This is a genomic window from Mycobacterium sp. IS-1742 (assembly GCF_001500125.1).
Classification (GTDB): Bacteria; Actinomycetota; Actinomycetes; order Mycobacteriales; family Mycobacteriaceae; genus Mycobacterium.
Genome location: NZ_LQIV01000043.1, coordinates 13,051 through 37,346, shown reverse-complemented (window position 1 = coordinate 37,346; position 24,296 = coordinate 13,051). Strand labels below are relative to the sequence as shown.

The following is a 24,296-nucleotide window of genomic DNA, read 5'->3' as shown; positions in this document are numbered from 1 at the left end:
GACGTGATGCGATGTCGGGATGGACGCCGCTGAAGGAAAAGACGATCCGGTGGTGTTGCGTGAGGTGGCCGAGCAGTTGGCCGCGGAGGCAGCCGCATTCGTGCGGACCCGGCGCGGCGAGGTGTTCGGCGCCGAGTCCGGTGGCGCCCCCGCAGGCGCGGTGGCCGCCAAGAGCACACCGACCGACCCGGTGACGGTCGTCGACACCGAGACCGAACGGCTGCTGCGCGACCGGCTCGCCGAGTACCGCCCCGGCGACCACATCCTCGGCGAGGAGGAGGGCGGTGCCGCCGACGCGGGCGCCGGCCAGCTGACGTGGGTGCTCGACCCGATCGACGGCACGGTCAACTTCGTCTACGGCATCGAGGCGTACGCGGTGTCGGTCGCGGTGCAGCGGGACGGCGAATCGGTGGCCGGTGCGGTCGCCGACGTCGCCGCAGGCGCGCTGTACTCCGCCGCGCGCGGACAGGGCGCACAGCTGCGCCGCGACGGCACGGTGCGCCCGTTGCGCTGCAATACGCCCGAGCGGCTCGCGATGGCGCTGATGGGCACCGGGTTCGCCTATGCCCCCGACCGCCGGCGCAGGCAGGCCGAACTGCTCGTCGACCTGATGCCCCGCGTGCGCGACGTCCGCCGAATCGGGTCGTGCGCGCTGGACCTGTGCATGGTCGCGGCCGGACAGCTGGACGTCTATTACGAGGACGGCGTCAACGTGTGGGACTGGGCGGCCGGGGCGCTGATCGCCGCCGAGGCCGGAGCGACGGTGTCCTTGCCGACACCGGCAGGGGCGGTCGGCGGGGCCGGGCTGGTCGTCGCCGCGGCTCCCGGGATCGCCGGCGAGTTCGACGAAGCGCTGCGCCGGGCCGGGGTGCGGCGCTGACCTCTCAGCAGGTGCCGGTGTGGATCCGCTTGAGCAGTTCGGGATCGGCCGGGGCGGTGGCGTCGGGGCGCAGGCTCGCCAGCACCGCGTCGATGTCGTCGCTGGCGGCCAGCTCGGCGAAGTCGGTCCCGATCGCCAGGTCGACCGTGGGGTCGGGGCGCTGGTCTTCGAACAGTTCGGTGCACGGCGCCACCAGCCACACCGCGGCGGCCGCGGCGCGCCCGGACGGGCCGAACCGGATCTGTCCCTGACACTGCAGGCGCGCGCTCACGTAGATCGGGTCGTTGGCCGCTTCCGGCTGGGCGAACCCCAGATCGCGCAGTTCGCCGGCGATCTCACCGGCCTGGCCGCCCATACCGCTCGCGTTGAGCACCCGGATCCTGGTGTCGGCCAGTTTCGCCGGGCTGACGTCGATCATGTCGGTGCGCGCCACCGGCTTACCGAGCACCGGCGGCGGCGGCTCGGTGGCCGGTGCCGGCGGGGGCGGGTTGCAGATCGCGGCCTCACGCACGTCGGTCGGCTGGTTCAGGGCCATCACCCACACCACCAGCGCGACGACCGCGAGTGCGCCGATCATGAGGAGGCCGGGCACGTAGTTACGCCGGCGGAAGGGGCGACCGTGCCTGTCGAACGCGGTGCCTTCGGTGATGCTCGAGACCACCCATGCACTGTAGAGCCCCCCGCGCCGCTGGTCACTTGCGGTCGGTCGAGTGCGGGCGAGACAATGTGATGTAAATCACAGCAGTCTCGGGGTGGTAACGGGCACGAATCATTTGGGGAATGCGTTCGACGCTGGTACAAAGCACTGCTGCAAGGCTCACCGGAGGGGACAAGACGATGGCTACCGACTACGACGCCCCACGGCGTACCGAAACCGACGATGTCTCCGAAGACTCGCTCGAAGAACTGAAGGCCCGGCGGAACGAGGCGCAGTCGGCGGTCGTCGACGTCGACGAATCGGAGACCGCCGAGAATTTCGAGCTGCCCGGCGCCGACCTGTCCGGAGAGGAGCTCTCCGTCCGGGTGATCCCCAAGCAGGCCGACGAGTTCACCTGCTCCAGCTGCTTCCTGGTGCACCACCGCAGCCGTCTCGCCAGCGAGAAGAACGGCGTGATGATCTGCTCGGACTGCGCGGCCTGACGCCTCAGCGGCCGAGCGCGGACAGCACCCGATCGGGGTGGCGGGTGCTCACCAGCCAGTAGGGCGTGGGGTCCTCGGGGTCGTCGAGCACCAGCAGCACCATCGGGCCCACCCAGGCCCGGTGCACGACATAGGCGGCCGGATCGAGTTGGCGCCCGAGCGCCGCGCTCTTCGCCGTCTTGGGCACGTCCGCCGATTTTGCCACGACGCTGACCGGCAGGTGCGCGTCGGCGACCCACAGTTCGGTATCGCCCTCGGGGCCGGCGACCACGCGGATCTCGGCTCGGCCGAACCACGCCAGGATGACGGCGGCCACCGGGAGAAGCACCGCGTACGGCACCCAGTCCGGCAGGGCTTCGACACCCAGGTTGACCTCGTAGGCGATCAGTGCCGCCAGCCCGAGTCCGGGCAGCCACCACCACCACGGCACCGAGAGCCGTTCGCGGTAGCGCACCGTTTGGGTGGTTGCGCGCGTGTCGGACACGCGCCTCAGAGTAATCTGTGACGTCGTGTCCACCTCTCTGGCGGTCCTGCGTCTGGACCGCGAGCTACCGATGCCCGCCAGGGCCCACGACGGTGACGCGGGCGTCGACCTCTTCAGCGCCCGCGATGTCGAACTGGGCCCCGGGCAGCGAGACCTGGTGCCGACGGGGATCGCCGTGGCGATCCCGCACGGCATGGTGGGCCTGGTTCATCCGCGGTCGGGTTTGGCTGCGCGCGTGGGGCTTTCGATCGTCAACAGCCCGGGGACGATCGACGCCGGCTATCGAGGGGAGATCAAGGTGTCGCTGATCAACCTCGATCCGCACGCGCCGATCGTCATCCGGCGCGGAGACCGCATCGCCCAGCTGCTGGTGCAGCGGGTCGAACTACCCGAGCTGGTCGAGGTGACGTCGTTCGACGAAGCCGGACTGGCCGAGACCACCCGTGGCGAAGGCGGCCACGGATCCTCCGGCGGACATGCGAGTTTGTGATGGCATTCGGAAAACGCAAGAGCAGCGACAAGATCGGTGAGCCGGCCGCGGAGCCGACCGCCGGACCCTCCGTCGAACCGACGGGCGAGGAGGACCTCGACGGTCCGTTCGACATCGACGACTTCGACGATCCCGAGGTGGCCGTGCAGGGCCGGCTGGACCTCGGTTCGGTGCTGGTGCCGATGCCGGCCGCCGGTCAGGTCCAGGTCGAGCTCAACGAGGCCGGCGTGCCGAGCGCGGTGTGGGTGGTCACACCCCACGGCCGGTTCACCATCGCCGCCTACGCGGCGCCGAAGTCCGCGGGATTGTGGCGCGAGGTGGCCGGCGAACTGGCCGACTCGCTGCGCAGAGACGGCGCGGCGGTGAGCATCCAGGACGGTCCGTGGGGCCGCGAGGTGGTCGGCACGGCGACCGGCATGGTCCGGTTCATCGGTGTCGACGGCTACCGCTGGATGATCCGCTGTGTCGTCAACGGGGTCGCCGAGAACATCGACGCCCTCACTGCCGAGGCGCGGGAAGCCCTGCGCGACACCGTCGTCCGACGCGGCGACACCCCCCTGCCGGTGCGCACGCCGCTGGCGGTTCAGCTGCCCGAGCCGATGGCCGAACAGCTGAGAGCCGCTGCCGCCGCGCAGCAGGGCCAGCAGCCCGACCCGCAGCAGGCGCCGCCGCAGCCACCGCAGCCCGCGGCACGGCGCAGCGCCCAGGGTTCGGCGATGCAGCAGTTGCGCACCATCACCGGCGGCTAGCAGGCACTCCCGTCGGGCGGCTACGGACGGTCGCAGGCCTCGGCGAGGGCCGCCAGGCAGGCGACGCCGAGGACGGCGGGTTCGGCGCCCATCTCGTCGAGGGTGACGGTCCGCAGCGCGGCGCACGGCGCGGCGGACACCCACTCCATCCCGACCTCGAGCGGGTGCACCGGATCGTCGATCGCCGCGGCCACGCCCATCGGCACCGCGAGTGCCTCCAGTTGCGCGCACGTCGGCGCGACGTAGCCGGCCGCCTCGTCCATCGCGTCCGGCAGCGCAGGCCACTGGGCGACCCACGAGCGGGTCAGCTCCTCGCCGAGCCAGCGCGGGCTCGATGCGCGCATCTGCGACGTCGCCGCCACCAGCCCGTCGCGACGCAGGCTGTGCGCCGAGTACCGCGCCATCACCGCGGCGGGCGCCGTCACCGGCGAACCGGTCCACGCGGGCAGCGCCGCCAGCACGGCGACCGCGGCACCCGGATGCGCCAGCGCCCACTCGACCGCGACCGCCGCGCCGATCGACACGCCGCCGACCGCCACCGGACCCGCGGCAGCGGCCTCGTCGAGCGCGTCGCGGTACCCCTCGACCAGCCGGTGGGGCTGCGGGGGCGGGGTGACGACGACCGCGCCGGCCTCGTGCAGCGCGGGGGAGAACGCCCGGTAGGCGTAGTCGTCGTCGGACCCCGTTCCGGGCAGCAGCACCGTCGTCACACCCCGCAGATCGACCGTCATCACACGATCGTGCACTGCCCGCGGATCACGCACGGTTAGAACCGCCCGGCGCGGTCAACCCCGCATGGCATAAGGGAACCAACGGGTCTACCGTGGCGTTGGATTGAGTGCGGGTCCACGGTGGATCTGCGATAGGTCAGGAGAGGCCATGGCTACGGCCGAAGGGTATCTGCGTCGGCTGACCCGACGTCTGACGGAGGACCCGGAGCAACTCGACGTCGAGGAGCTCAGCGACGAAGCCGCGCACACCGGCGCCCAGAAGGCGATCGACTGTCAGCGCGGCCAGGAAGTCACGATGGTCGGCACGCTGCGCAGCGTGGAGACGAACTCCAAGGGCTGCGCGGGCGGTGTCCGCGCCGAACTGTTCGACGGCACCGATTCGGTGATGCTGGTGTGGCTCGGACAGCGACGTATCGCCGGGATCGAATCCGGCCGGACCCTGCGGGTGCACGGCCGGGTCGGCAAGCTCGAGAACGGGACGAAGGCGATCTACAACCCGCACTACGAAATCCAGAAGTGAGCGACCCGGTCACCGGATCAGACGAGGCCTCCGAACCGGACAAGCCGACCGGCGCGCAGGCGATCCTCGCCCAGATGGGCGGCGTCAGCGGCCTGATCTACTCCTCGCTGCCCATCGTCGTGTTCGTACCCGTCTCCTCCATCGCCGGGCTGGTCCCCGCGATCGCGGCCGCGCTCGGTGTCGCCGCGGTGATCCTGGTGTGGCGTCTGGTGCGCCGGGAGACCGTGCAGCCCGCGATCTCCGGATTCATCGGCGTGGGAATCAGCGCGCTCATCGCCTACCTGGTCGGCGAGTCCAAGGGTTACTTCCTGCTGGGGATCTGGATGTCCCTGTTCTGGGCGAGCGTCTTCGCCCTGTCGGTGGTGATCAGGCGTCCCGTCGTCGGCTACGTCTGGGGCTGGATCAACGGCCACAGCGACGACTGGCGCCGAATCCCCACGGCGGTGCGGGCTTTCGACCTCGCCACGGCGACCTGGGTGGCGGTGTTCCTGTCCCGCTTCATCGTCCAGCACCACCTCTACGACGCCGACCGGACGGGGTGGCTGGGGGTCGCGCGGATCGCGATGGGCTGGCCGCTGACCGCTCTGGCCGCCCTGGTGACCTACTTCGCCATCCGCAGCGCGCAGCGCGCCCTGCACGCCCCGGTGCCGCCGCAGGAACACCGCAGCGCCGAGACCCGGACCGAGTGACCCTCAGCGCGATCTGGGGTTGAGGACCAGGCGGCTCAGCTCGTCCTCGACCTCCGCGGACGCGACGAACAGCAACTCGTCGCCGCCTTCGAGCGGTTCGTCGGCCTCCGGGACGATGACCCGGGCACCGCGAAGGATCGTGACGAGCGCCGAATCCCGCGGCAATTCGAGGCGTTTGACGGGTTTGCCGCCCCACGGCGTGTCGTCGGGCAGCGTGATCTCGACGAGGTTGGCCTGACCCTTGCGAAACTCGATGAGCCGCACCAGGTCACCCACGGCGACCGCCTCCTCGACCAGCGACGCCAGCATCCGCGGTGTCGACACCGCGACGTCGACGCCCCAGTTCTCGTCGAACAGCCACTCGTTGCGCGGGTCGTTGACCCGGGCGACCACCCGCGACACCCCGAATTCGGTCTTGGCCAGCAGGCTCACCACCACGTTGACCTTGTCGTCGCCGGTCGCGCCGATCACCACGTCGAATTCCTCGAGATGCACCGACTCCAGCACGGAGATCTCACAGGCGTCCCCGAGCCGCCAGTGCGCGGCGGGGATGGCGTCGACGTCGATGTGGTCGGGGTTGCGTTCGAGCAGAGTCACCTCGTGGTTGCTCTCGAGGAGTTCCCGGGCGATGGACCGGCCGACCGCGCCGGCCCCGGCGATGGCGACCTTCACGACTCGTCCTCACCGGGCGGCAGCGCGCTGATCGCCATGGCCTCGGCGATGTGGCCGGCGACGGCGGCGATGTACACCTGATCGCCGGCCTGCAGGACTGTCTTGGGGTCGGGCAGCACGCCGCTGCCGAACCGGATGAGGAACGCCACCCGGCCTCCGGTCGCCGTCTCCAGTTCCGTCACGCGGTGGCCCGCCCAATCCTCGTGCAGCGGAAGCTCGGCCACCCCCACGTTGCCCGACGGGTCGCGCCACTTGGTGGTCTCGGTCTCGCGGGTCAGCACGTTGAGCAGCCGGTCGGTGGTCCACGGCACCGTGGCGACGGTGGGGATCCCGAGGCGTTCGTACACGGCGGCGCGTTTCGCGTCGTAGATCCGGGCCACCACGCGTTCCACACCGAACGTCTCCCGGGCGACCCGCGCCGAGATGATGTTGGAGTTGTCCCCCGAGGACACCGCCGCGAACGCGCTGGCATCCTCGATGCCGGCGCGCAGCAGCACGTCCCGGTCGAAGCCCATGCCCAGCACCCGCTCGCCCGCGAACTCGGGACTGAGCCGGTGGAAGGCGGTGGGGTCCCGGTCGATGACGGCCACGTCGTGACCGATCCGCGACAAGCTGTCGGACAGGGAGGCCCCCACCCGACCGCATCCCATCACCACTACATGCACGTGCGGTTCCTTTCGGCTCAGCCACTGCCGGGACAGGGGCGAAACTCCGCAACCGGAACGCTACAGCCCTGCGTCACTGGGCATACCCTTGGACCTCGTGTCCAAGCTTTCTACCGCGGCGCGGCGGCTGGTTCTCGGGCGGCCGTTCCGCTCCGACCGGCTGTCCCACACACTGCTGCCGAAGCGGATCGCGCTGCCGGTCTTCGCGTCCGACGCCATGTCGTCAGTGGCCTACGCGCCGGAGGAGATCTTCCTGGTCCTGTCGGTGGCGGGTCTGACCTCGTACACCATGTCGCCGTGGATCGGGCTCGCGGTGGCCGGTGTCATGTTGATCGTCATCGCCAGTTACCGGCAGAACGTGCACGCCTATCCGTCCGGTGGCGGGGACTACGAGGTGGTCACCACGAATCTCGGCCCCACCGCGGGGCTGACGGTGGCCAGCGCGCTGTTGGTCGACTATGTGCTGACGGTGGCCGTGTCGATGTCCTCGGCGATGTCGAACATCGGCTCGGCGATCCCGTTCGTCGGCGAACACAAGGTGCTCTTCGCCGTCATCGCGGTGCTGCTGTTGGCGTCGGCCAACCTGCGTGGCATCCGCGAATCCGGCACCGCCTTCGCGATCCCCACCTATCTGTTCATGCTGGGCATCTTCGCCATGCTGGGCTGGGGGTTCTTCCAGATCTATGTGTTGGGCGAACCGCTGCAGGCCGAGTCGGCGGGATTCGAGCTGCACGCCGAACACGAGGACATCGCCGGATTCGCCCTGATCTTTCTCGTCGCGCGTGCCTTCTCGTCGGGATGTGCGGCGCTGACCGGTGTAGAGGCCATCAGCAACGGGGTGCCCGCCTTCCGGAAACCCAAGTCACGCAATGCGGCCACGACGCTGGCCCTGCTCGGGCTGATCGCGATCAGCCTGTTCATGGGCATCATCATGCTGGCCAAGGCGACCGGTGCGAAGATCGCCGAGCGTCCCGCCGAACAACTCGTCGGGGCGCCTCCGGGTTATCAACAGAAGACGTTGATCACCCAGCTGGCGGACGCGGTGTTCCACGGGTCGTCGGTCGGCCTGCTGCTGATCGCCGGCGTGACAGCGCTGATCCTGGTTCTCGCCGCCAACACGGCGTTCAACGGCTTTCCCGTTCTCGGTTCGATTCTGGCGCAGGACCGGTTCCTGCCCCGTCAGCTGCACACCCGCGGTGACCGGTTGGCGTTCTCCAACGGAATTCTGTTTCTGGCGTTCGCCGCGGTTGCGTTCATCGTCGCGTTCGGGGCCGAGGTCACTGCGCTGATCCAGCTCTACATCGTCGGCGTATTCGTCTCGTTCACGCTCAGCCAGATCGGCATGGTGCGGCACTGGACCAGGCTGCTGCGCACCGAGACCGATCCGGCCGTGCGCAACAAGATGATCCGGTCCCGTCTGATCAACGGAATCGGATTGAGCTGCACCGGGTCGGTGTTGGTCATCGTGGTCGCGACGAAGTTCCTGGCCGGCGCGTGGATCGCCATCCTGGCGATGGGAAGCCTCTTCCTCATCATGAAGTCGATCCGCAGGCACTACGACACGGTGTCGCGGGAACTCGAGGAGCAGGAGGCCGCCGAGGGCGGGGACATCGTGCTGCCCAGCCGCAACCACGCCATCATCCTGGTGTCCAAACTGCACCTGCCGACCCTGCGGGCCCTGGCGTACGCCCGCGCCACCCGCCCCGACGTGCTCGAGGCCATCACCGTCAGCGTCGACGACGCCGAGACCCGCGCACTGGTGCACCAGTGGGAGGACAGCGACGTCACTGTGCCGCTCAAGGTGATCGCCTCGCCCTACCGCGAGATCACCCGCCCGGTGCTCGACTACGTCAAGCGGGTGACCAAGGAGTCGCCCCGCACGGTCGTCACCGTGTTCATCCCCGAGTACGTCGTCGGGCACTGGTGGGAACAGCTGCTGCACAACCAGAGTGCGCTGCGGCTCAAGGGCAGGCTGCTGTTCATGCCCAACGTGATGGTGACGTCGGTTCCGTGGCAGCTGAGCTCGTCCGAACGGCTCAAGACCCTGCAGCCGCAGTCGGCGCCGGGAGATGCCCGAAGGGGCTTCCTGGAGTGAGCGGATCCGACGGTGCGCCAGCCGAACTCGTCCTCGTGGCCGGTGCTCCCGCCAACGGCGGCAGCTGCGTTGCGCGCCACGACGGCCGGGTGGTGTTCGTCCGGCACGCGCTGCCGGGGGAGACCGTGCGGGTCCGCGTGCAGTCCGACCGCGGATCGTACTGGCACGCCGACGTCGTCGAGGTCATCGAACCCTCGCCCGATCGGATCGCCTCGCTGTGCCCGATCGCCGGTGTCGACGGAGCCGGCTGCTGCGATCTGGCGTTCGTCACGCCGGAGGGCGCGCGACGGCTCAAGGGCGCCGTGGTGGCCAACCAACTGGCCCGGCTGGGCGGATACCGGTGGTGTGACGAAGACCAGGCGAGCGCCGAGGCGATCGGCGACGGCGCCGCGACGCAGTGGCGCACCAGGGTCCGGCTGGACACCGGCGCCGACGGCGCACCGGGGTTCCACCGCTATCACAGCGCCGAACTGGTCACCGATCTGCGATGCGCGCAGTTGCCGCCGGAGCTGCTCGACGACGTGCACCTGCTGCGATTCCCACCGGGGGCGCACGTCCACGTCGCCCTCGACGACGACGGGGCCCGCCACATCGTGCAGAGCGGGCCCCGCGCGGGCCGCCACACGCCGACGACGGTGGTGTCCGGCGACTACGAGGCCACCCAGCGCGTCGGCGGACGGGCGTGGCGGGTGCCGGTGACCGCGTTCTGGCAGGCCCACCGGGACGCCGCGCGCCGGTACAGCGAACTCGTCGCGGGGTGGGCGGCATTGAGTCCCGGGCAGACGGCGTGGGATCTCTACGGTGGCGCAGGGGTTTTCGCCGCGGCGCTGGCCGAACAGGTCGGCGACGGCGGCCGGGTGCTGACCGTGGACACCTCGCGGGCGGCGGGCCGGTCGGCGCGCGCCGCGCTGGCCGACCTGCCCCAGGTGTCGGTGGTCACCGATTCGGTGCGCCGGGCGCTCGCGGCGCAGCGCGGCGCTGCCGACGTGGCGGTGCTAGATCCGCCGCGCGCCGGCGCCGGACGCGAGATCATCGACGCGGTCAGCGCCGCCGGGGTGCCGCGCGTCATCCACATCGGCTGCGAGGCAGCGTCTTTCGCGCGCGATGTCGGCTTGTACCTGCGTTCCGGCTACACGGTCGAGGAGGTGCGGGTGTTCGACTCGTTCCCGCTCACCCACCACGTCGAATGCGTGGCGGTGCTGACCAGGTGAACGCTCTGCGCTCAGCGTGGCTCGAGTTCGTCGGTGAGGAGACCACACCGGCGGGGACGGCAACCATCCTCGGCGTCGCCGCGCTCGGCGGATACCTGGCACCCCGGGTCGCCGGTGACCGGCTCGACACCGCGAAACGCACCCTTCTGGTGGTGGCGGCCGTCGACCTGTGGGGTGGCGCGTGGGCCAACAACACCGTGGCGTGTGCGCGCTGGTACGAGCGGCCCGGCCAGACCGACGCCGACCATCTCCGGTTCGCGCTCGCCCATGTGCATCCGCTGGTGCTGGCCTGGATCGACGGGGGCGGCCGCAGGCGGTGGCGCTGGGCCCTGGCCGACTACGGCTACCTGCTCGCGGCGACGGTCCTCGTCCGGTACGCGCGACGCCACCGCCGCGCGGCCGGGATCGCGACGACGCTGGGCGGCATCTGGCTGGACCGGGCGCTCGGACCGTCCCGCACCGCGCCGTGGTTCGGGCCGGTGTTCTACGCCAAGCTGCTGATGGGGCACGCGTCGGCGGCGCTGTGGTCGGATGCGACGCTCACGCGACGCTGAGGAGATCGGATGCGTCTACGGGCGGGAGCGGCCCACCCGTCCCAGCGCGAGGGCGGCGCGCCGCAGCGCGGACGGTGCCTCCCGTGGGTACAACCGGGCGGCCAGAGCGTCCTTGCCCGCGTGTGCACCGGCCACCGCATCGCGGGGGAGTCCGCCGTTGCGCACCGGCGCCGCGGGCAGGTCGGCGTAGTCGTCGGTGACGTGCCACCGTGAGCCGATGTCCAGCAGCGAGCGGTGTTTGACCGGGTAGTAGTCCCGGCGGCCGGCCAGTGCGACACCGCTCGACCCCGCGGCGGAAGCCATCAGGTGGTGGTGGAAGCGGGTCGTGATCCACGTCTGCCCCGCCCGTGCAGGCAGGCCGTGCGCCCAGACGCCGGTGAAAGGTACGAAGAGCACGCCGGGCAGGAGGTGTTCGACCCGGTCGAACACCACTCGGTCCGCGCCGGGAATGCCTTCGACGAACGCGACGTCCGGACCCTCGACCCGCCAGTGTTCGACCACACGCCTGACCACTTCGGCCAGACCCTCCAGGCCCTGACCGCCGGCGAAGTCGTCCATCAGGTCGGACTGGAGGCAGAAGACGAATCTGCGCTGTGCCGCCTCCGAATCCGCGTCGTACACGTCGTCTGAGCCGATGGCGAGCCAGACGTCGTCGCCGGTGTGCGACAGGTTCGCCGCCGAGCCGGCCATGGCCTCCCACGACGGCCGGTCGCGGACGTCGACGTGCCAGAACCCATCGAGCGTCTCGCGCAGCAGACGGAGGCGCTCGCAGTCGCCGACCGGAAGCAGTCCCTGGCCGGTGGCGACCGCGCGGCCCCCGGACCGCCGCGCTGCGGCGACGACCGTCGCAGGCAGTGCGACGTGGTGCGCCCAGACCGTGTTGAGGTAACCACCGCCGACCATGTGCACCGTGTCCGCGCGGGCGAGCAGGTCGATGCCGGATGCGATCGTGGGCATCCGACCGGGATCCTCGACGACCCCGGCGGCGAAAGCGATCGCCTCGGCAGCGTCGGAGGCGGCGGTCCGGAAGCAGATCCGCCAGACCGTGTCGACGAACGTCACCCGTGGATGACAGCCACCCAGGAGCACCGCGGCCTGCCCGGGCGTGTGGCAGTCGACCGCCACGTCCGCCTCCGGACGTGCCCGGGCCAGATAGCGCAACCACGTCCGCAGGATCAGCTCGTCGCCGTAGTTCGGATGCCCGGCGGGCGCAACCAGATACACGAGTTCTCGGGGTGCGGTCGCGCGACCTCGCCGGGCGTCGGTGCCGGACGGCGCGAACAGTCCACCAAGGGGTTTCACGACGTCAGATCCCGCCTCCGGTAGCCCAGCACGCCCGCGGTCGACAACGCGGCCCCGATGGCCAGGAACGCCACGATCGCACCGCTGTTGGGCGGTTCGGCGGGCACCGCCGCGACGTGAGGGAACGGCGACACCTGCTGGAGCCGGCGCGGCGCCGTCAGGCTGTCGGCCAGAACCTCGAGCAGGAATCCGCCGGCCACCGGGACGGCCCCCACCGCCGTCACGGCCTGGGGCAACCAGCCCACCGCCAGCGCGCCCGCGCCCAGCGCCAGCAGGGCGACGGGAGCGGGGTTCGGCGCGCCGGCGAGTGCGGAGCCCCACCGCAGCGGTCCACCGGTGGCCACCGACCCGGCCCACATCGCCAGCGCGGCGACCGCGTGCAGCACCAGCACACCGGCGGCAGTCACGGCGATCTCCGCAGCGGCGAGGCGCGCCCGCGGCACCGGCGCGGCGAGCACTGTCGTCCACCGGCGCGCTTTCTCGTCGGCGACCAGTGCGGCCAACCTGGTTGCCGCGAACATGCCGGTGGCAATGGCGAGCAGACGGAACAGCGCCGCGGCGAATCCGTCGGCAGAGCTCAGCCCCGCGAGGCCCGCCGCGGCGGCCAGTTCGGCGAACCGTGGATTCTCCGTGAGGAATTCGAGGATCGAGGTGAGCATGGCCCCGAGTAGCAGGAAGTACGTCCCGATCCCGACTGCCCAGCCGGCAGCCGGGCGCAGCGCGCGTCGGAGCGCGAATCCGCCGACCGATCCCAACAGGGACGTTCGGGGCCGGCGACGGGTCGACACGCTCACCAACCCGGTCCCCATGTCGCGACGGCGTGCCATCGCCAGCGCGGCCACGCCGATCAGCGGCGGCACCGCGACCAGCACCACCAGGGGGCCGATGTGGTTGTCGGCGTACGGCGCGGCCCGTCCCAGCAGCCCGAACGGGCTGAGCCATGCCGTCCACGCCAGCGACGGCACGCCGTCGGAGAGCATGCGCACCAGCAGTGCGGCGCCGAGCATGGCGACGGACGCGCCGACCGCCGCGGATCTGGTGGGCAACACCTGTGCGGCAAGGACGCCGGCTGTGGCGAACCACGCCGTGGTGCCCAGGACGCCGGTCGCGTAGAGCGCCGCGCCGCGCGGATCCGTCCCCGCGGCCACCATGGCGAGTCCGACCGCCGCGCCGATCGCCACCGCGGCGCCGATGGCCGCGAGCAGGCAGCGCGCGACGGCGTCCACCGTGCGCAGAGGTCCGGCCAGCAGCAGATCCCAGCGGCCGGCGTCCTCCTCGCCGCGGGTGATCCGGGTGACCGCGAGCAGCGCCCACACCGCGGCGATGACGAGCACCGGTGTGCCGGTCCGCCACACCGTGAAGCCTCCGGGATCGTCGAGCGCGAGGGGCGGGCCGAACAACACCCGCACCGCCGGATTCTCGGCCAGCGCGCGCAGCGCCCCCTGGTCGAGCTCACCGGAGAAGGTGCTCTGGTATTGGGCGGCCACCAGGGCCGACATACCGGCGGCGACGGACGCAACGATCAACGCGCCCCGGCGCACCTGACGCACCGCGAGCCGGCCGACGGTCTTGGTGGCGGCGGGCGTCGACGCGGTACGGGCGGCCGGCATCGTCGCGGTGCTCATCGGGAAGCCTCGCCGTAGTAGTCGAGGAAGATCTCCTCGAGCGTGGGTTCGTGCATGCGCAGCGAGGTCACGTCCACCGTCGACAGCGCCCGCAGGATCAGGGCCGGCGGCCCCGACATCGTGAACCGCAACCGGCGGCCCTCGAGCCGTTCGATGTCGGAGACGCCTGCCACGCCGGCCAACTGCGGTGCGGCGTCGTGGTACCCGACCTCCACCACGGTGCGGCGCAGCCGTCGGAGGTCAGCGATGTTGTCGATCTCGACCAGCTTGCCGGACCGCAGTATCCCCACCCTGTCGCAGACGGCCTCCACCTCGGCGAGCTGATGCGAGCTCAGGAAGACCGTCTGGCCGCGGTCGCGCGCCTCGTGGATGCAGCGGCGGAACTCCCGCTCCATCAGCGGGTCGAGTCCGCTGGTCGGCTCGTCGAGCACGAGCAGCGGGGCCCGTGTGGCGAAGGCCGCGACCAGGGCGACCTTCTGGCGGTTGCCGGTGGAATACGCCTTCCCGGGCCGGTCGAGGTCGAGGTCGAAGCGCCGGATCAGCTCGGCGCGGTAGCCGGTGTCGACTCCAGGACCGATGTTGCCGAGCAGTTCGAGGGTCTCGGCGCCGGTCAGCGACGGCCACAGCGCGACGTCGGCCGGGACGTACGCCAGTAGGCGGTGGACACGGCGCACATCGCCGGCGTCGATCCCGAAGACGCGGGCCGACCCCTCACTGGGCCGCAGGAACCCCAGCAGCATCCGGATGGTCGTCGACTTGCCCGCGCCGTTGGGTCCGAGGAAGCCGAACACCTCACCCGGCGTCACGGCGAGGTCGAGCCCGTCGACGGCGAGGACCGGGCCGAACCGTTTGCCGAGTCCGTCGGTGTGGATGGCGAGTGGAGATTCGGCGCGCGCAGGCGCCGGCGGGATGGCATGCAACGGAAGCCCTTTCGTGAGTCGGGTCAACTGCCTGCCGACCAGACTTCCCGGCGCACCGAGGATGAATGTACTCCGTGGGTCGGCCCTGCGCGGCCGATCGCCTAGGGTGGTGTGCGACAGGTGTGCCGGGAAGTCTGGTCGGCGATTGTGATGACCCCTACCCATGGTGAGGCCGATTTGACGAACACACCTGTCCCGCAACCCCGACGTTCGGTGCTCTCCCGCGGATCCTGGTCGGAGACAACGCGTATCGCGGCGATCCTGCGCAAGGAGACCGTCGGCGGAGCGGTGCTGCTGGTGGCGTCGGCCGTCGCGCTGGTGTGGGCCAACTCCCCGTGGGCGGCGTCCTACTTCGCGTTGCGCGACCTCGAGATCGGGGCCGAGCCGTTCGGCCTGCACCTGAGCCTGACGCTGGGCACGTGGGCGGCCGACGGCCTGCTGGCGATCTTCTTCCTCGTGGTCGGGCTCGAACTCAAACGCGAGTTCGTCGCCGGCGACCTGCGCGACCCCGCCAGGGCGGCGCTGCCGATGGCCGCGGCGGTCGGCGGCATGGTGGTGCCCGCGTTGATCTTCCTGGCGGTCACGGCCCACGTCGGCGACGGCGCCACCCGTGGCTGGGCCATCCCCACGGCCACCGACATCGCGTTCGCGGTCGCCGTGCTGGCGGTGATCTCCACCCACCTGCCTGCCGCGCTGCGCACCTTCCTGCTGACGCTCGCGGTCGTCGACGATCTGCTCGCGGTGTCGGTCATCGCGGTCTTCTACACCGACGAGATCAATCTCACAGCGCTCGGTCTGTCGCTCGTCCCGCTGGCGCTGTTCGGCATCTGTGTGCAGCGACGGATCCGGTCCTTGTGGCTGCTGATGCCGCTCGGCGTGGCCACCTGGGTGCTGATCCACGAATCCGGCGTGCACGCCACCGTCGCCGGGGTCCTGCTCGGATTCACCGTTCCGGTCGTGCGGAGCGCCGCCGCGGGAGGCCCCGACGCCGGGCCCGGTCTGGCCGAACACTTCGAGCACCGCCTACGTCCGCTCTCGGCCGGGGTCGCGGTGCCGGTGTTCGCCTTCTTCGCCGCCGGGGTCGCCCTGGGCGGGTTGAGTGGCCTCACCACGGCATTGCGCGATCCGATCACCCTCGGGATCATCCTGGGCCTGGTGGTGGGCAAGCCCGTCGGTATCTTCCTGACGACCCGCCTGTTGACCGCGGTCACCCGGGCCAACCTCGATGCCGCGCTGCGCTGGATCGACGTGTTCGGCGTGGCGTTGCTGGCCGGTATCGGGTTCACCGTGTCCCTGCTCATCGGCGACCTCGCGTACGGTCTGGGGTCCGATCGTGACGATTTCGTGAAGGTCGGGGTGCTCACCGGATCCCTGGTCGCGGCGTTGGTCGCCGCGGTGCTTCTGAGGGTCCGCAACCGCCGCTACCGGGCAATACACGAGCAGGAGACCGCCGATCTGGACCGCGACGGAGTGCCCGACGTGTACCAGTCTCGACGCGACTGACGCGGGAGGCCGTGCGTAGACTGACGGAATGCTTGAACAGATCCGCGGTCCCGCCGATCTGCAGCACCTTTCGCAGTCTCAGCTCAGCGAATTGGCCGGGGAGATTCGCCAGTTCCTCATCCACAAGGTTGCTGCCACCGGCGGGCATCTGGGCCCGAACCTCGGCGTCGTCGAGTTGACGCTCGCCCTGCACCGGGTCTTCGACTCGCCGCACGATCCGCTCATCTTCGACACGGGTCACCAGGCCTACGTGCACAAGATGCTGACCGGACGCTCCCACGAGTTCGACTCGCTGCGGAAGAAGGACGGCCTCTCGGGCTATCCCTCGCGCAGCGAGAGCGAACACGACTGGGTCGAGTCCAGCCACGCCAGCGCCGCGCTGTCCTACGCCGACGGGCTGGCCAAGGCCTTCGAGCTGACCGGGCACCGCAATCGCCATGTGGTGGCGGTCGTCGGTGACGGCGCCCTGACCGGCGGCATGTGCTGGGAGGCGCTGAACAACATCGCCGCGGCGCGCCGTCCCGTGGTGATCGTCGTCAACGACAACGGCCGCAGTTACGCGCCCACCATCGGCGGGTTCGCCGACCACCTGGCCGCGCTGCGTCTGCAGCCCGGGTACGAACGTGTCCTCGAGGAGGGCCGCAAGGCCGTTCGCGGACTGCCGGTCATCGGTGAGTTCTGCTACCAGTGCATGCACAGCGTGAAGGCGGGCATCAAGGACGCCCTGTCGCCCCAGGTGATGTTCACCGACCTGGGCCTCAAGTACGTCGGGCCCATAGACGGCCACGACGAGCACGCCGTCGAGTCGGCGCTGCGCCATGCCCGCGGTTTCAATGCTCCGGTCATCGTGCACGTCGTGACCCGCAAGGGCATGGGTTATGCACCGGCCGAGAACGACGAGGCCGAGCAGATGCACGCGTGCGGCGTCATCGACGTCGCGACCGGACGTGCCACGAAGGTGGCCGCGCCGGGGTGGACGTCGTCGTTCTCCGAGGCGCTGATCGACTACGGCGCCAAACGCCGCGACGTGGTCGCGATCACCGCCGCCATGCCCGGCCCGACCGGCCTGTCCGCATTCCGTGACCGGTTCCCGGACCGCTTCTTCGACGTCGGCATCGCCGAACAGCACGCGATGACGTCCGCGGCGGGCCTGGCGATGGGCGGTCTGCACCCGGTGGTGGCGATCTACTCGACGTTCCTCAACCGCGCGTTCGATCAGCTGATGATGGACGTCGCCCTGCACAAACTGCCGGTCACGCTGGTGCTTGACCGCTCCGGGGTCACCGGCCCGGACGGCGCCAGCCACAACGGCATGTGGGATCTGTCGGTGCTGGGCATCGTGCCGGGGATGCGGGTGGCCGCCCCCCGCGACGGCGCGCGGCTGCGCGAGGAACTCGGCGAGGCGCTCGACGTCAACGACGGCCCCACCGCCATCCGGTTTCCCAAAGGTGATGTGGGCGAGGACATTCCGGCGCTGCGTCGGCACCGCGGGGTGGACGTGCTGGCCGAGCCCGCAGACGGCCTGTCCGACGACGTGCTGCTCGTGGCGATCGGCCCGTTCGCCTCGATGGCGCTCACCGTCGCCGAACGCCTGCGCAAGCAGGGCATCGGTGTCACCGTCGTCGACCCGCGCTGGGTGCTGCCGGTGCCGGCCGTGCTCACCGAACTGGCCGCCGCCCACAAGCTGGTGGTCACCGTCGAGGACAACGGCCTGCACGGCGGGATCGGCTCGTCGGTGTCGGCGGCGCTGCGTCACGCCGAGGTCGACGTGCCGTGCCGCGACGTGGGTCTGCCGCAGCGGTTCTACGACCACGCCTCGCGCGGCGAGGTCCTCTCCGACGTGGGCCTGACCGACCGCAACATCTCCCGGCAGATCACCGGTTGGGTGGCCGCCCTCGGCGCCACGCCGGCCGACGCGGAAGTCAGCGAGCGACTGGACTGACGGTCGGCCTGCGTCCCCCGAGCGGGACGCGGGCGACCTCGCGGAGTTCGGTCGAGGCGTCGGGCTGCTCGAAGAGCACCTCGGCCTGACGGCCCGAAAGCAGCAGTGTCGCAATGGTGTTGCCGAACACCGGCCCGGCGGTGTTGGTCCAGCTCACCGTCAGCTCCGGTGATCCGTGCCTGCGGGCCCACCGCCGCATGATCGGGGCGAGCCGCTTCGACCAGCCGAGCTTGAACGCCGGCTTCACATAGGACGGCACATAGTTGTGCACCGGTGAACACACCAACTGGTGGACGGTCGCCGCGTCGTCGCCGACGTCGGTGAGGGTGGCCTTCGCGGCGTAGCTGTGGTGCACGTCGCCGGAGAGCACCGTGACCGTCGCCGGACCGTCCGGATGCGTCGCGGCCCCACGGATCATCGTGGTCAGCCGCAGGAACGACTTCATGAAGGCCGGCCAGTGCTCGAGATCGGCGCCCTGGCGGATCTTCTCGGCGGGGACGCCGCGCCAGCCCGGGCGGTCGGCGGAGATCTCGTTGACGGTCTGCAGATCCGACAGCGCCGGCGGCATCAGCCACGGCACCGAGGATCCGAGCACCAGGTGGTCGATCTGGTCGATCCCGTCGGCGGCCTGTTGCTCCAGCCAGGTGAACTCCCGTTCGCCGATCATCATCCGCTCGCCGGAGTCGAGGATCCGGCCGTTGCGCGAGTCCATCATGATGAAGCGGTTGCGCCCGAAGTCCCATCGGTAGCTGAACCGCACACCCTTGTTGGCGTCCACTTCGGCGTCGGCGCGGTCGGCCATCTCGACCAGGGCGGGCCACACGTCGCCGTCGATGCGGCTCATCTTCTGGTAGTCCTCGTCGGCCTCCAGTTCGGCCGGGCTGAGATTGCCCATGTGCTGGTACACCCAGTAGGACGCCAGGCCCGCCCGGATGCGGTCGCGCCACCACGGTTCGGCGTTGATCTCGGCGCGCCAGGCCGCGGAGGTGTTCCAGTCGTCACGAATGTCGTGGTCGTCGAAGATCATCGCCGTCGGGACCGTGGACATGATCCAGCGGATCTCGGGGTCCGACCACGAATGCCGGTAGAGGCCTTCGTATTCGCCGAAGCTGACCACCTCGTCGGGCGGGCGCTGTCCGTGTTTGGCGCGTCGCCGGCGCCGTCCCGTCAGATGCCTGCGCGCTTCGGGGGTGAGTTCGTCGGCGTACACCTGATCGCCGAGCAGGATCAGCAGGTCCGGCCACTCACTGACCGGGAGTCTCGCCATCCGGTCGGCATACCGGTCCAGCGCGTCGGCGCCCAGTTTCTCGTCGATCTCCTCGACCCCGGTCTTGGGGTAGCGGCAGGAGCCGAACACCGCCCGCAACCGCTCGGTGCTCACCGGTCCGCGGGTGCGGATGACGCTGGGGGGGAACGGACTGTCCGGCAGCGGCCACACCAGTTCGCCGTCGATGTGCACCTGGTACTCGGTCGCCGAATCCGGCTCCAGGCCGGTGACGGTGACCAAGGCGTAGTGGTGTTCTTTCACTTGGAAAGTTCTTGTGCTGCAACCGAGTACGGTGACCGTCGCGGGGCAGTCGGTCTGAACCCAGAACACCGCGGTGGTCTCGCCGACGTGTCGTAGGGCGGGGCCGAGAAGCAGTGCGGCAGAGGTGCCGGGGGAGTCGGTCGGCGTTCCGGTGGTACTCACCCCTCGGCGGTTCCCTGTTCGTCAATTACTCAAACGCGATCGGGTCACTCGGCGGTGCCGGGTGCGAGCGCCGCGGTCAGCACCGGTACCACCAGGTCGCGTTGCCACGGGCGCACCGCGGCCGCCACGAGGAACTCCTCGACCGCGGTGGCGATGTCGGCGACCGGCTGCCAGTCCCAACACAGCCGGCGCACCACATCCGGGGTGACGAGGTTCTCCGACGGCACCGAGACCCGCTCCGACAGAGCGGACAGACCGGCGCGGGCGGCTTCCAGCCGTGCGGCCGCCTCGGGTTTGCGGCGCGCCCACCGTGACGGCGGGGGAGGACCGTTCGTGGGCTCCGCCGTATCGGGCGGATCGGGGTTGTGGCGCGCCCGGTCCAGCGCGTCCAGCCAGATCTGCGCGCTGCGGCGCTGTCGGGCGCCGCCGAACACCGGCAGCGCGGTCAGCTTCTCGACGCTGTCGGGGTCGGCCGTGGCGGCGCTGATGATTGCGGCGTCGGGCAGGATGCGGCCCGGCGCGATGTCGCGCCTGCGGGCGATGTGGTCGCGCGTCGTCCACAGCTCCCGCACGGCCGCCAGTGCCCGCGGGTTGCGCACCTTGTGGATACCGGAGGTGCGGCGCCACCGGTCGCGGCGCGTCGGCGTCGCCTCATAGGTGCGCAGATGTTCGAATTCCTGTGCGGCCCAATCGGTCTTGCCCTGGTCGTCGAGTACCGCGGCGACGGCGTCGCGCAGTTCGAGCAGCACCTCCACGTCGAGCGCGGCGTAGTTGAGCCACTCGTCGGGCAGCGGACGCTTGGACCAGTCGGCGGCGCCGTGCCCCTTCATCAGCTGCAGTCCCAGCAGTTCGGAGACCATCGTCGCGAGGTTGACGCGGGCGAAGCCGGCCAGCCGGCCGGCCAGTTCGGTGTCGTAGAGCTTCGGCGGCCGCATGCCCAGTTCGGCCAGGCACGGCAGATCCTGATCGGCGGCGTGCAGAACCCACTCGTCGGTGTCGAGGACGTCGGCGACGGGGGCCATCACCATGGTGGCGTCCTCGCCGTGGTTGACCGGGTCGATCAGGACCGTGCCGGCACCCTCGCGCCGGATCTGCACGAGGTAGGCGCGGTTGGAGTACCGGAAACCCGACGCGCGCTCGGCGTCGATCGCGAACGGGCCGTGTCCGCCGGCGAGCAGTTCGGCGGCGGCGAGGATCTCGTCGGTGGACACCGCGAGGTCGGGCACTCCGTCGGCCGGGGTGAGCAGCGGGGTGGCCGCCGGATCGGTGCCGGCGTCCTGCTCATCGGTGACCTCGAGGTCCGTGTTCGGCGTCTCGCTCATCTCACGCGCGGGTGCGGGAACTGAGGTCGGTGACCCCGGTGGGGGGCAGTCCCGCGGCGTGCTCGAGCACCTCGCAGAAGGCCTCCACGTGCGGACCGAGGTCCAGCGTGATCGCGGTCCAGGACGCCCGCAGTTCGAGCTGGTGGGCGCGCGGGGGACCGGAGATGTCGCCGTAGCGCACCGACGTGGTGGCGGTGACCGTTCCGCCCAGCGCGGTGACCTGCTCGGACCTGGAGTCCAGCGCCTCGACCAGCCAGCTCCAGGCCACCTCGGGCAGCAGCGGGTCGACCGCTTCGCTGGAGTCGAGGTCCGCCTGGATGTAGGCCACCAGACGCATGGTGCCGTCCCACGCCTCGGCGCCTTCGGGGTCGTGGAGCAGGATCAGCCGGCCGAAGGCGTCACCTTCGGACCGCTCGGGCACGATCGCGGTCTCGGGATGCCGGATCTCGGCGCCCAGCGCGTAGCTGTAGGGCGCCAGCCGCTGTGGTGGGCGGATCGGGCCCAGCTCGATCTCCGGCCGTACGGTGGTGGCATTCATCGCCGCCACCGCAGCACGGAACTGAGCCGGTTCGGCGGTGGTCACGCGGGTGACGCTAGACCATTGCGCCCCGCCTGCACGCAGGCGCGCCGAATCGACTCGTGATGGTGATCCGGGCATCCGCGGGCGGTTGCCGGTCGTGGCAGCATTGGGGGCGATGAACACCCGCCGTGAACTGCCCGACTCGCCCTATCTCGCCGCCGCCCGCGGCCGCAAGCCCGCCCGGGTGCCGGTGTGGTTCATGCGGCAGGCGGGCCGTTCGCTGCCCGAGTACCGGGCGCTGCGGGCGCGCAACACCATGATGCAGGCCTGTTTCGACGCCGAGCTGATCACCGAGATCACGCTGCAGCCGGTGCGCAGGCACGGCGTCGACGCCGCCATCCTGTTCTCCGACATCGTCGTCCCGCTGCGGGCCTCGGGGATCGCGCTCGACATCGTTCCCGACGTGGGGCCGGTGATCGACCATCCGGTGCGGACCGCCGCCGACGTCGCCGGGATCAGGCCGCTCGAGCGGCAGACGATCGAACCCGTCGAACAGGCGGTGCGGATGCTCACCGCGGCGCTCGGCGACGTCCCCCTGATCGGCTTCGCCGGCGCCCCCTTCACGCTGGCGTCCTATCTGGTGGAGGGCGGTCCGAGCAAGCACCACGAGCACACCAAGGCGATGATGCTCGGCGCGCCCGACACCTGGCATGCGCTGATGTCGGCGCTCACCGATGTGACGATCGCCTTCCTGCAGGCTCAGGTCGACGCCGGGGTCGACGCCCTGCAGGTGTTCGACTCGTGGGCGGGCACCCTGTCGCTGGCGGACTACCGGTCCTACGTGCTGCCGCACAGCACCCGCGTGTTCCAGGCGCTCGCGCCGGCCGGGGTGCCGATGACACACTTCGGCGTGGGCACCGCCGAACTGCTCGGCGCCATGTCGGAGGCCGTCGCGGCGTCCGGGGCGCCCGGGGTGGTGGGCGTGGACTGGCGCACCTCGCTGACCGACGCCGCGGCGCGGGTCGAACGGGGCAGCGCGCTGCAGGGCAACCTCGATCCGGTGGTGCTGCTGGCCGGCTGGCCGGTGGTCGAACCCGCGGTGCGGGCGGTCGTCGAGGACGGCCGGCGCGCGGTGGACGCCGGCGCGGCGGGGCACGTGTTCAACCTCGGGCACGGTGTGCTGCCCGCGACGGACCCCGAGATCGTGACGGCCACGGTGGAGCTGGTGCACTCGTTGTGAGCACGACGTACTGCGTTGTGGGAGGCGGGATCTCGGGCCTCGCGGCGGCCTATCGGCTGCGTGTCACCGCCGGGCCGGAGGCCGCGATCACCGTCTTCGACCCCGCCGACCGCCTCGGTGGCGTGCTGCGCACCGAACGCGTGGGCGGGCAGCTGCTCGACGTCGGCGCCGAAGCCTTCGTCGCGCGGCGGCCCGAGATACCGGCGCTGCTCGCCGAACTGGGGCTGGCGGACCGTCAGGTCGGGACCACCGGTGTGCGCCCGCTCATCCTCAGCCAGGCCACGCTGCACCCGATGCCCGAGCACACCCTGCAGGGCATCCCGTCCGGGGCGTTGTCGATGGCCGGGTTGGTCGACGATGCGACGATCGCCCGGATCACGGACGAACCGATGCGGCCGCTGCGCTGGCGCGCGGGCGCCGACCCGAGCGTGGGCGAGCTGGTCGCCGACCGGTTCGGCGAGCAGGTAGTGGCCCGTTCGGTCGATCCGCTGCTGGGCGGCGTCTACGCCGGGTCGGCCTCGTCGATCGGGTTGCGTGCGGCCGCGCCGACCCTGGCCGCGGCGCTGGACCGCGGCGCCCGGAACCTCACCGAGGCCGTGCGCGAGGCGCTTCCGCCGCCGGCGCCGGGATCGGTCTTCGGGGCGGTCGACGGCGGGTACGCGGTCCTGCTCGACGCGCTGCGTGCGAAGGGCGGCATCCACTGGGCCCAGGTGGGCGTCGACCGGGTCGAGCCGGTGGGCCGGGGTGTCGACGTCGTCGACGACGAAGGCAACCGCTGGCCGGCCGATGCGGTGGTGCTGGCGGTGCCCGCCCCGCGGCTGCCGCGGCTGGTCGAGCACTTCGCGCCGCGCACCGCGGCCGCCGCACGACGGATCCCGGTGGCCTCGGCCGCCGTGGTCGCGCTGGCGCTGCCCGGCGGCACCCCGCTGCCGCAGCAGTCCGGCGTGCTGGTCGCGACGGGCGAGCGACTCCGGGCGAAGGCGATCACGCTGTCGTCGCGGAAATGGGGCAGACGCGGGAACGCTGAACTCCTGCGGCTGTCCTACGGCCGGTTCGGTGACGATCTGGCGCGCAGCACCGGCGACGACGAGCTGCTGGCGTGGGCCACGGCCGACCTGGCGACGGTGTTCGGCATCGACGCCGAACCCGTCGACGCGCTGGTGCAGCGCTGGATCGACGCGATGCCGCAGTACGGTCCCGGCCACGCGGGTCTGGTGGCCGAACTGCGGGCCGGTCTGCCCCGGGGCGTCGCCGTGGCCGGCGGTTACCTGGACGGCATCGGGGTGCCCGCCTGCGTCGCGTCGGCGAACCGGGCGGTGGCATCGTTGGCCACCTCGGGCGTGGCACGATAG

Annotated in this window: 24 protein-coding genes; 13 read left to right on the top strand and 11 right to left on the bottom strand. The window is 71.0% G+C overall.

Features of this window, described 5'->3' with window-relative positions; all coding sequences use genetic code 11:
* Positions 1-19: 19 nt before the first annotated feature.
* Positions 20-880, top strand: a complete 861-nt coding sequence (locus tag AU196_RS22015) for an inositol monophosphatase family protein (RefSeq protein WP_059097207.1) — start codon at positions 20-22, stop codon at positions 878-880.
* Positions 881-884: 4 nt separating this feature from the next.
* On the opposite strand, the gene cei is transcribed toward AU196_RS22015, so the two are convergent.
* A complete protein-coding gene (gene cei, locus AU196_RS22010) occupies positions 885-1,541 on the bottom strand; it encodes an envelope integrity protein Cei (protein ID WP_059097206.1) in 657 nt (218 codons plus the stop codon).
* 176 nt (positions 1,542-1,717) lie between these two features.
* Here cei and AU196_RS22005 point away from each other — a divergent pair, with 176 nt between their 5' ends.
* Positions 1,718-2,020, top strand: a complete 303-nt coding sequence (locus tag AU196_RS22005) for a DUF4193 domain-containing protein (protein ID WP_041309620.1) — start codon at positions 1,718-1,720, stop codon at positions 2,018-2,020.
* 4 nt (positions 2,021-2,024) lie between these two features.
* On the opposite strand, the gene AU196_RS22000 is transcribed toward AU196_RS22005, so the two are convergent.
* Entirely contained in the window at positions 2,025-2,504 is a 480-nt protein-coding gene (locus tag AU196_RS22000) for a DUF3093 domain-containing protein (RefSeq protein ID WP_059097205.1), read from the bottom strand.
* Positions 2,505-2,529: 25 nt separating this feature from the next.
* On the opposite strand from AU196_RS22000, the gene dut reads away from it, so the two are divergent.
* Both dut and AU196_RS21990 read left to right on the top strand, forming a co-directional pair.
* Positions 2,530-2,994, top strand: coding sequence for a dUTP diphosphatase (gene dut / locus AU196_RS21995; RefSeq protein ID WP_059097204.1), 465 nt, complete (start codon positions 2,530-2,532; stop codon positions 2,992-2,994).
* Positions 2,994-3,743 (top strand): DUF3710 domain-containing protein, encoded by a 750-nt coding sequence (locus AU196_RS21990; protein ID WP_059097203.1) that lies wholly within the window; start codon positions 2,994-2,996, stop codon positions 3,741-3,743. Before dut ends, AU196_RS21990 begins: the two co-directional genes overlap by 1 nt.
* Positions 3,744-3,763: 20 nt before the next feature.
* On the opposite strand, the gene AU196_RS21985 is transcribed toward AU196_RS21990, so the two are convergent.
* Entirely contained in the window at positions 3,764-4,474 is a 711-nt protein-coding gene (locus tag AU196_RS21985) for a hypothetical protein (protein WP_059097202.1), read from the bottom strand.
* 148 nt (positions 4,475-4,622) lie between these two features.
* On the opposite strand from AU196_RS21985, the gene AU196_RS21980 reads away from it, so the two are divergent.
* Positions 4,623-4,994, top strand: a complete 372-nt coding sequence (locus tag AU196_RS21980) for an OB-fold nucleic acid binding domain-containing protein (protein WP_059097201.1) — start codon at positions 4,623-4,625, stop codon at positions 4,992-4,994.
* A complete protein-coding gene (locus AU196_RS21975; RefSeq protein ID WP_059097200.1) occupies positions 4,991-5,683 on the top strand; it encodes a DUF3159 domain-containing protein in 693 nt (230 codons plus the stop codon). Before AU196_RS21980 ends, AU196_RS21975 begins: the two co-directional genes overlap by 4 nt.
* 3 nt (positions 5,684-5,686) lie before the next feature.
* Here AU196_RS21975 and AU196_RS21970 read toward each other — a convergent pair whose 3' ends face one another.
* Both AU196_RS21970 and AU196_RS21965 read right to left on the bottom strand, forming a co-directional pair.
* On the bottom strand, positions 5,687-6,355 hold the full coding sequence (locus AU196_RS21970; RefSeq protein WP_059097199.1) for a potassium channel family protein: 669 nt from the start codon (positions 6,353-6,355) through the stop codon (positions 5,687-5,689).
* A complete protein-coding gene (locus tag AU196_RS21965) occupies positions 6,352-7,020 on the bottom strand; it encodes a potassium channel family protein (RefSeq protein ID WP_197415868.1) in 669 nt (222 codons plus the stop codon). The genes AU196_RS21970 and AU196_RS21965 overlap by 4 nt, the downstream gene beginning before the upstream one ends.
* 97 nt (positions 7,021-7,117) lie before the next feature.
* Between AU196_RS21965 and AU196_RS21960 the strand changes: the two genes are divergently transcribed.
* Genes AU196_RS21960 through AU196_RS21950 form a run of 3 tightly spaced genes read left to right on the top strand, consistent with a single transcriptional unit; the run spans position 7,118 to position 10,880 of the window.
* Positions 7,118-9,115, top strand: coding sequence for an APC family permease (locus AU196_RS21960; RefSeq protein WP_059097378.1), 1,998 nt, complete (start codon positions 7,118-7,120; stop codon positions 9,113-9,115).
* Positions 9,112-10,326, top strand: coding sequence for a class I SAM-dependent RNA methyltransferase (locus AU196_RS21955; RefSeq protein WP_059097198.1), 1,215 nt, complete (start codon positions 9,112-9,114; stop codon positions 10,324-10,326). Before AU196_RS21960 ends, AU196_RS21955 begins: the two co-directional genes overlap by 4 nt.
* Complete coding sequence (locus tag AU196_RS21950) at positions 10,323-10,880, top strand: hypothetical protein (protein WP_059097377.1); 558 nt, start codon at positions 10,323-10,325, stop codon at positions 10,878-10,880. The genes AU196_RS21955 and AU196_RS21950 overlap by 4 nt, the downstream gene beginning before the upstream one ends.
* A gap of 15 nt (positions 10,881-10,895) precedes the next feature.
* Here the strand turns inward: AU196_RS21950 and AU196_RS21945 are convergent, their stop codons facing one another.
* The 3 genes from AU196_RS21945 to AU196_RS21935 are packed head-to-tail and all read right to left on the bottom strand — an operon-like array spanning position 10,896 to position 14,727.
* The gene (locus AU196_RS21945) at positions 10,896-12,182 is read right to left on the bottom strand and encodes a polysaccharide pyruvyl transferase family protein (protein WP_059097197.1); all 1,287 of its coding nucleotides are present in this window, start codon (positions 12,180-12,182) and stop codon (positions 10,896-10,898) included.
* Positions 12,179-13,807 (bottom strand): ABC transporter permease, encoded by a 1,629-nt coding sequence (locus tag AU196_RS21940; protein WP_059097196.1) that lies wholly within the window; start codon positions 13,805-13,807, stop codon positions 12,179-12,181. Before AU196_RS21940 ends, AU196_RS21945 begins: the two co-directional genes overlap by 4 nt.
* Complete coding sequence (locus AU196_RS21935; RefSeq protein WP_059097195.1) at positions 13,804-14,727, bottom strand: ABC transporter ATP-binding protein; 924 nt, start codon at positions 14,725-14,727, stop codon at positions 13,804-13,806. Before AU196_RS21935 ends, AU196_RS21940 begins: the two co-directional genes overlap by 4 nt.
* A gap of 150 nt (positions 14,728-14,877) precedes the next feature.
* On the opposite strand from AU196_RS21935, the gene nhaA reads away from it, so the two are divergent.
* Together nhaA and dxs are read left to right on the top strand one after the other, a co-directional pair.
* Entirely contained in the window at positions 14,878-16,230 is a 1,353-nt protein-coding gene (nhaA, locus tag AU196_RS21930; protein ID WP_059097194.1) for a Na+/H+ antiporter NhaA, read from the top strand.
* 28 nt (positions 16,231-16,258) lie between these two features.
* Positions 16,259-18,172: a 1-deoxy-D-xylulose-5-phosphate synthase gene (gene dxs / locus AU196_RS21925; RefSeq protein WP_059097193.1), complete on the top strand. Its 1,914-nt coding sequence runs from the start codon at positions 16,259-16,261 to the stop codon at positions 18,170-18,172.
* Here the strand turns inward: dxs and AU196_RS21920 are convergent.
* From AU196_RS21920 to AU196_RS21910, 3 genes are read right to left on the bottom strand one after another with little or no spacing between them, the layout of a single operon-like run.
* Positions 18,153-19,862: an alkaline phosphatase D family protein gene (locus AU196_RS21920; RefSeq protein WP_059097192.1), complete on the bottom strand. Its 1,710-nt coding sequence runs from the start codon at positions 19,860-19,862 to the stop codon at positions 18,153-18,155. The two genes, dxs and AU196_RS21920, sit on opposite strands and share 20 nt — an antisense overlap.
* Before the next feature lie 44 nt (positions 19,863-19,906).
* Complete coding sequence (locus AU196_RS21915; RefSeq protein ID WP_059097191.1) at positions 19,907-21,184, bottom strand: HRDC domain-containing protein; 1,278 nt, start codon at positions 21,182-21,184, stop codon at positions 19,907-19,909.
* Position 21,185: 1 nt separating this feature from the next.
* Positions 21,186-21,806, bottom strand: coding sequence for a DUF3000 domain-containing protein (locus AU196_RS21910; protein ID WP_197415876.1), 621 nt, complete (start codon positions 21,804-21,806; stop codon positions 21,186-21,188).
* 73 nt (positions 21,807-21,879) lie between these two features.
* On the opposite strand from AU196_RS21910, the gene hemE reads away from it, so the two are divergent.
* A complete protein-coding gene (gene hemE / locus AU196_RS21905) occupies positions 21,880-22,944 on the top strand; it encodes a uroporphyrinogen decarboxylase (protein ID WP_059097189.1) in 1,065 nt (354 codons plus the stop codon).
* Entirely contained in the window at positions 22,941-24,296 is a 1,356-nt protein-coding gene (locus AU196_RS21900; RefSeq protein WP_059097188.1) for a protoporphyrinogen oxidase, read from the top strand. Before hemE ends, AU196_RS21900 begins: the two co-directional genes overlap by 4 nt.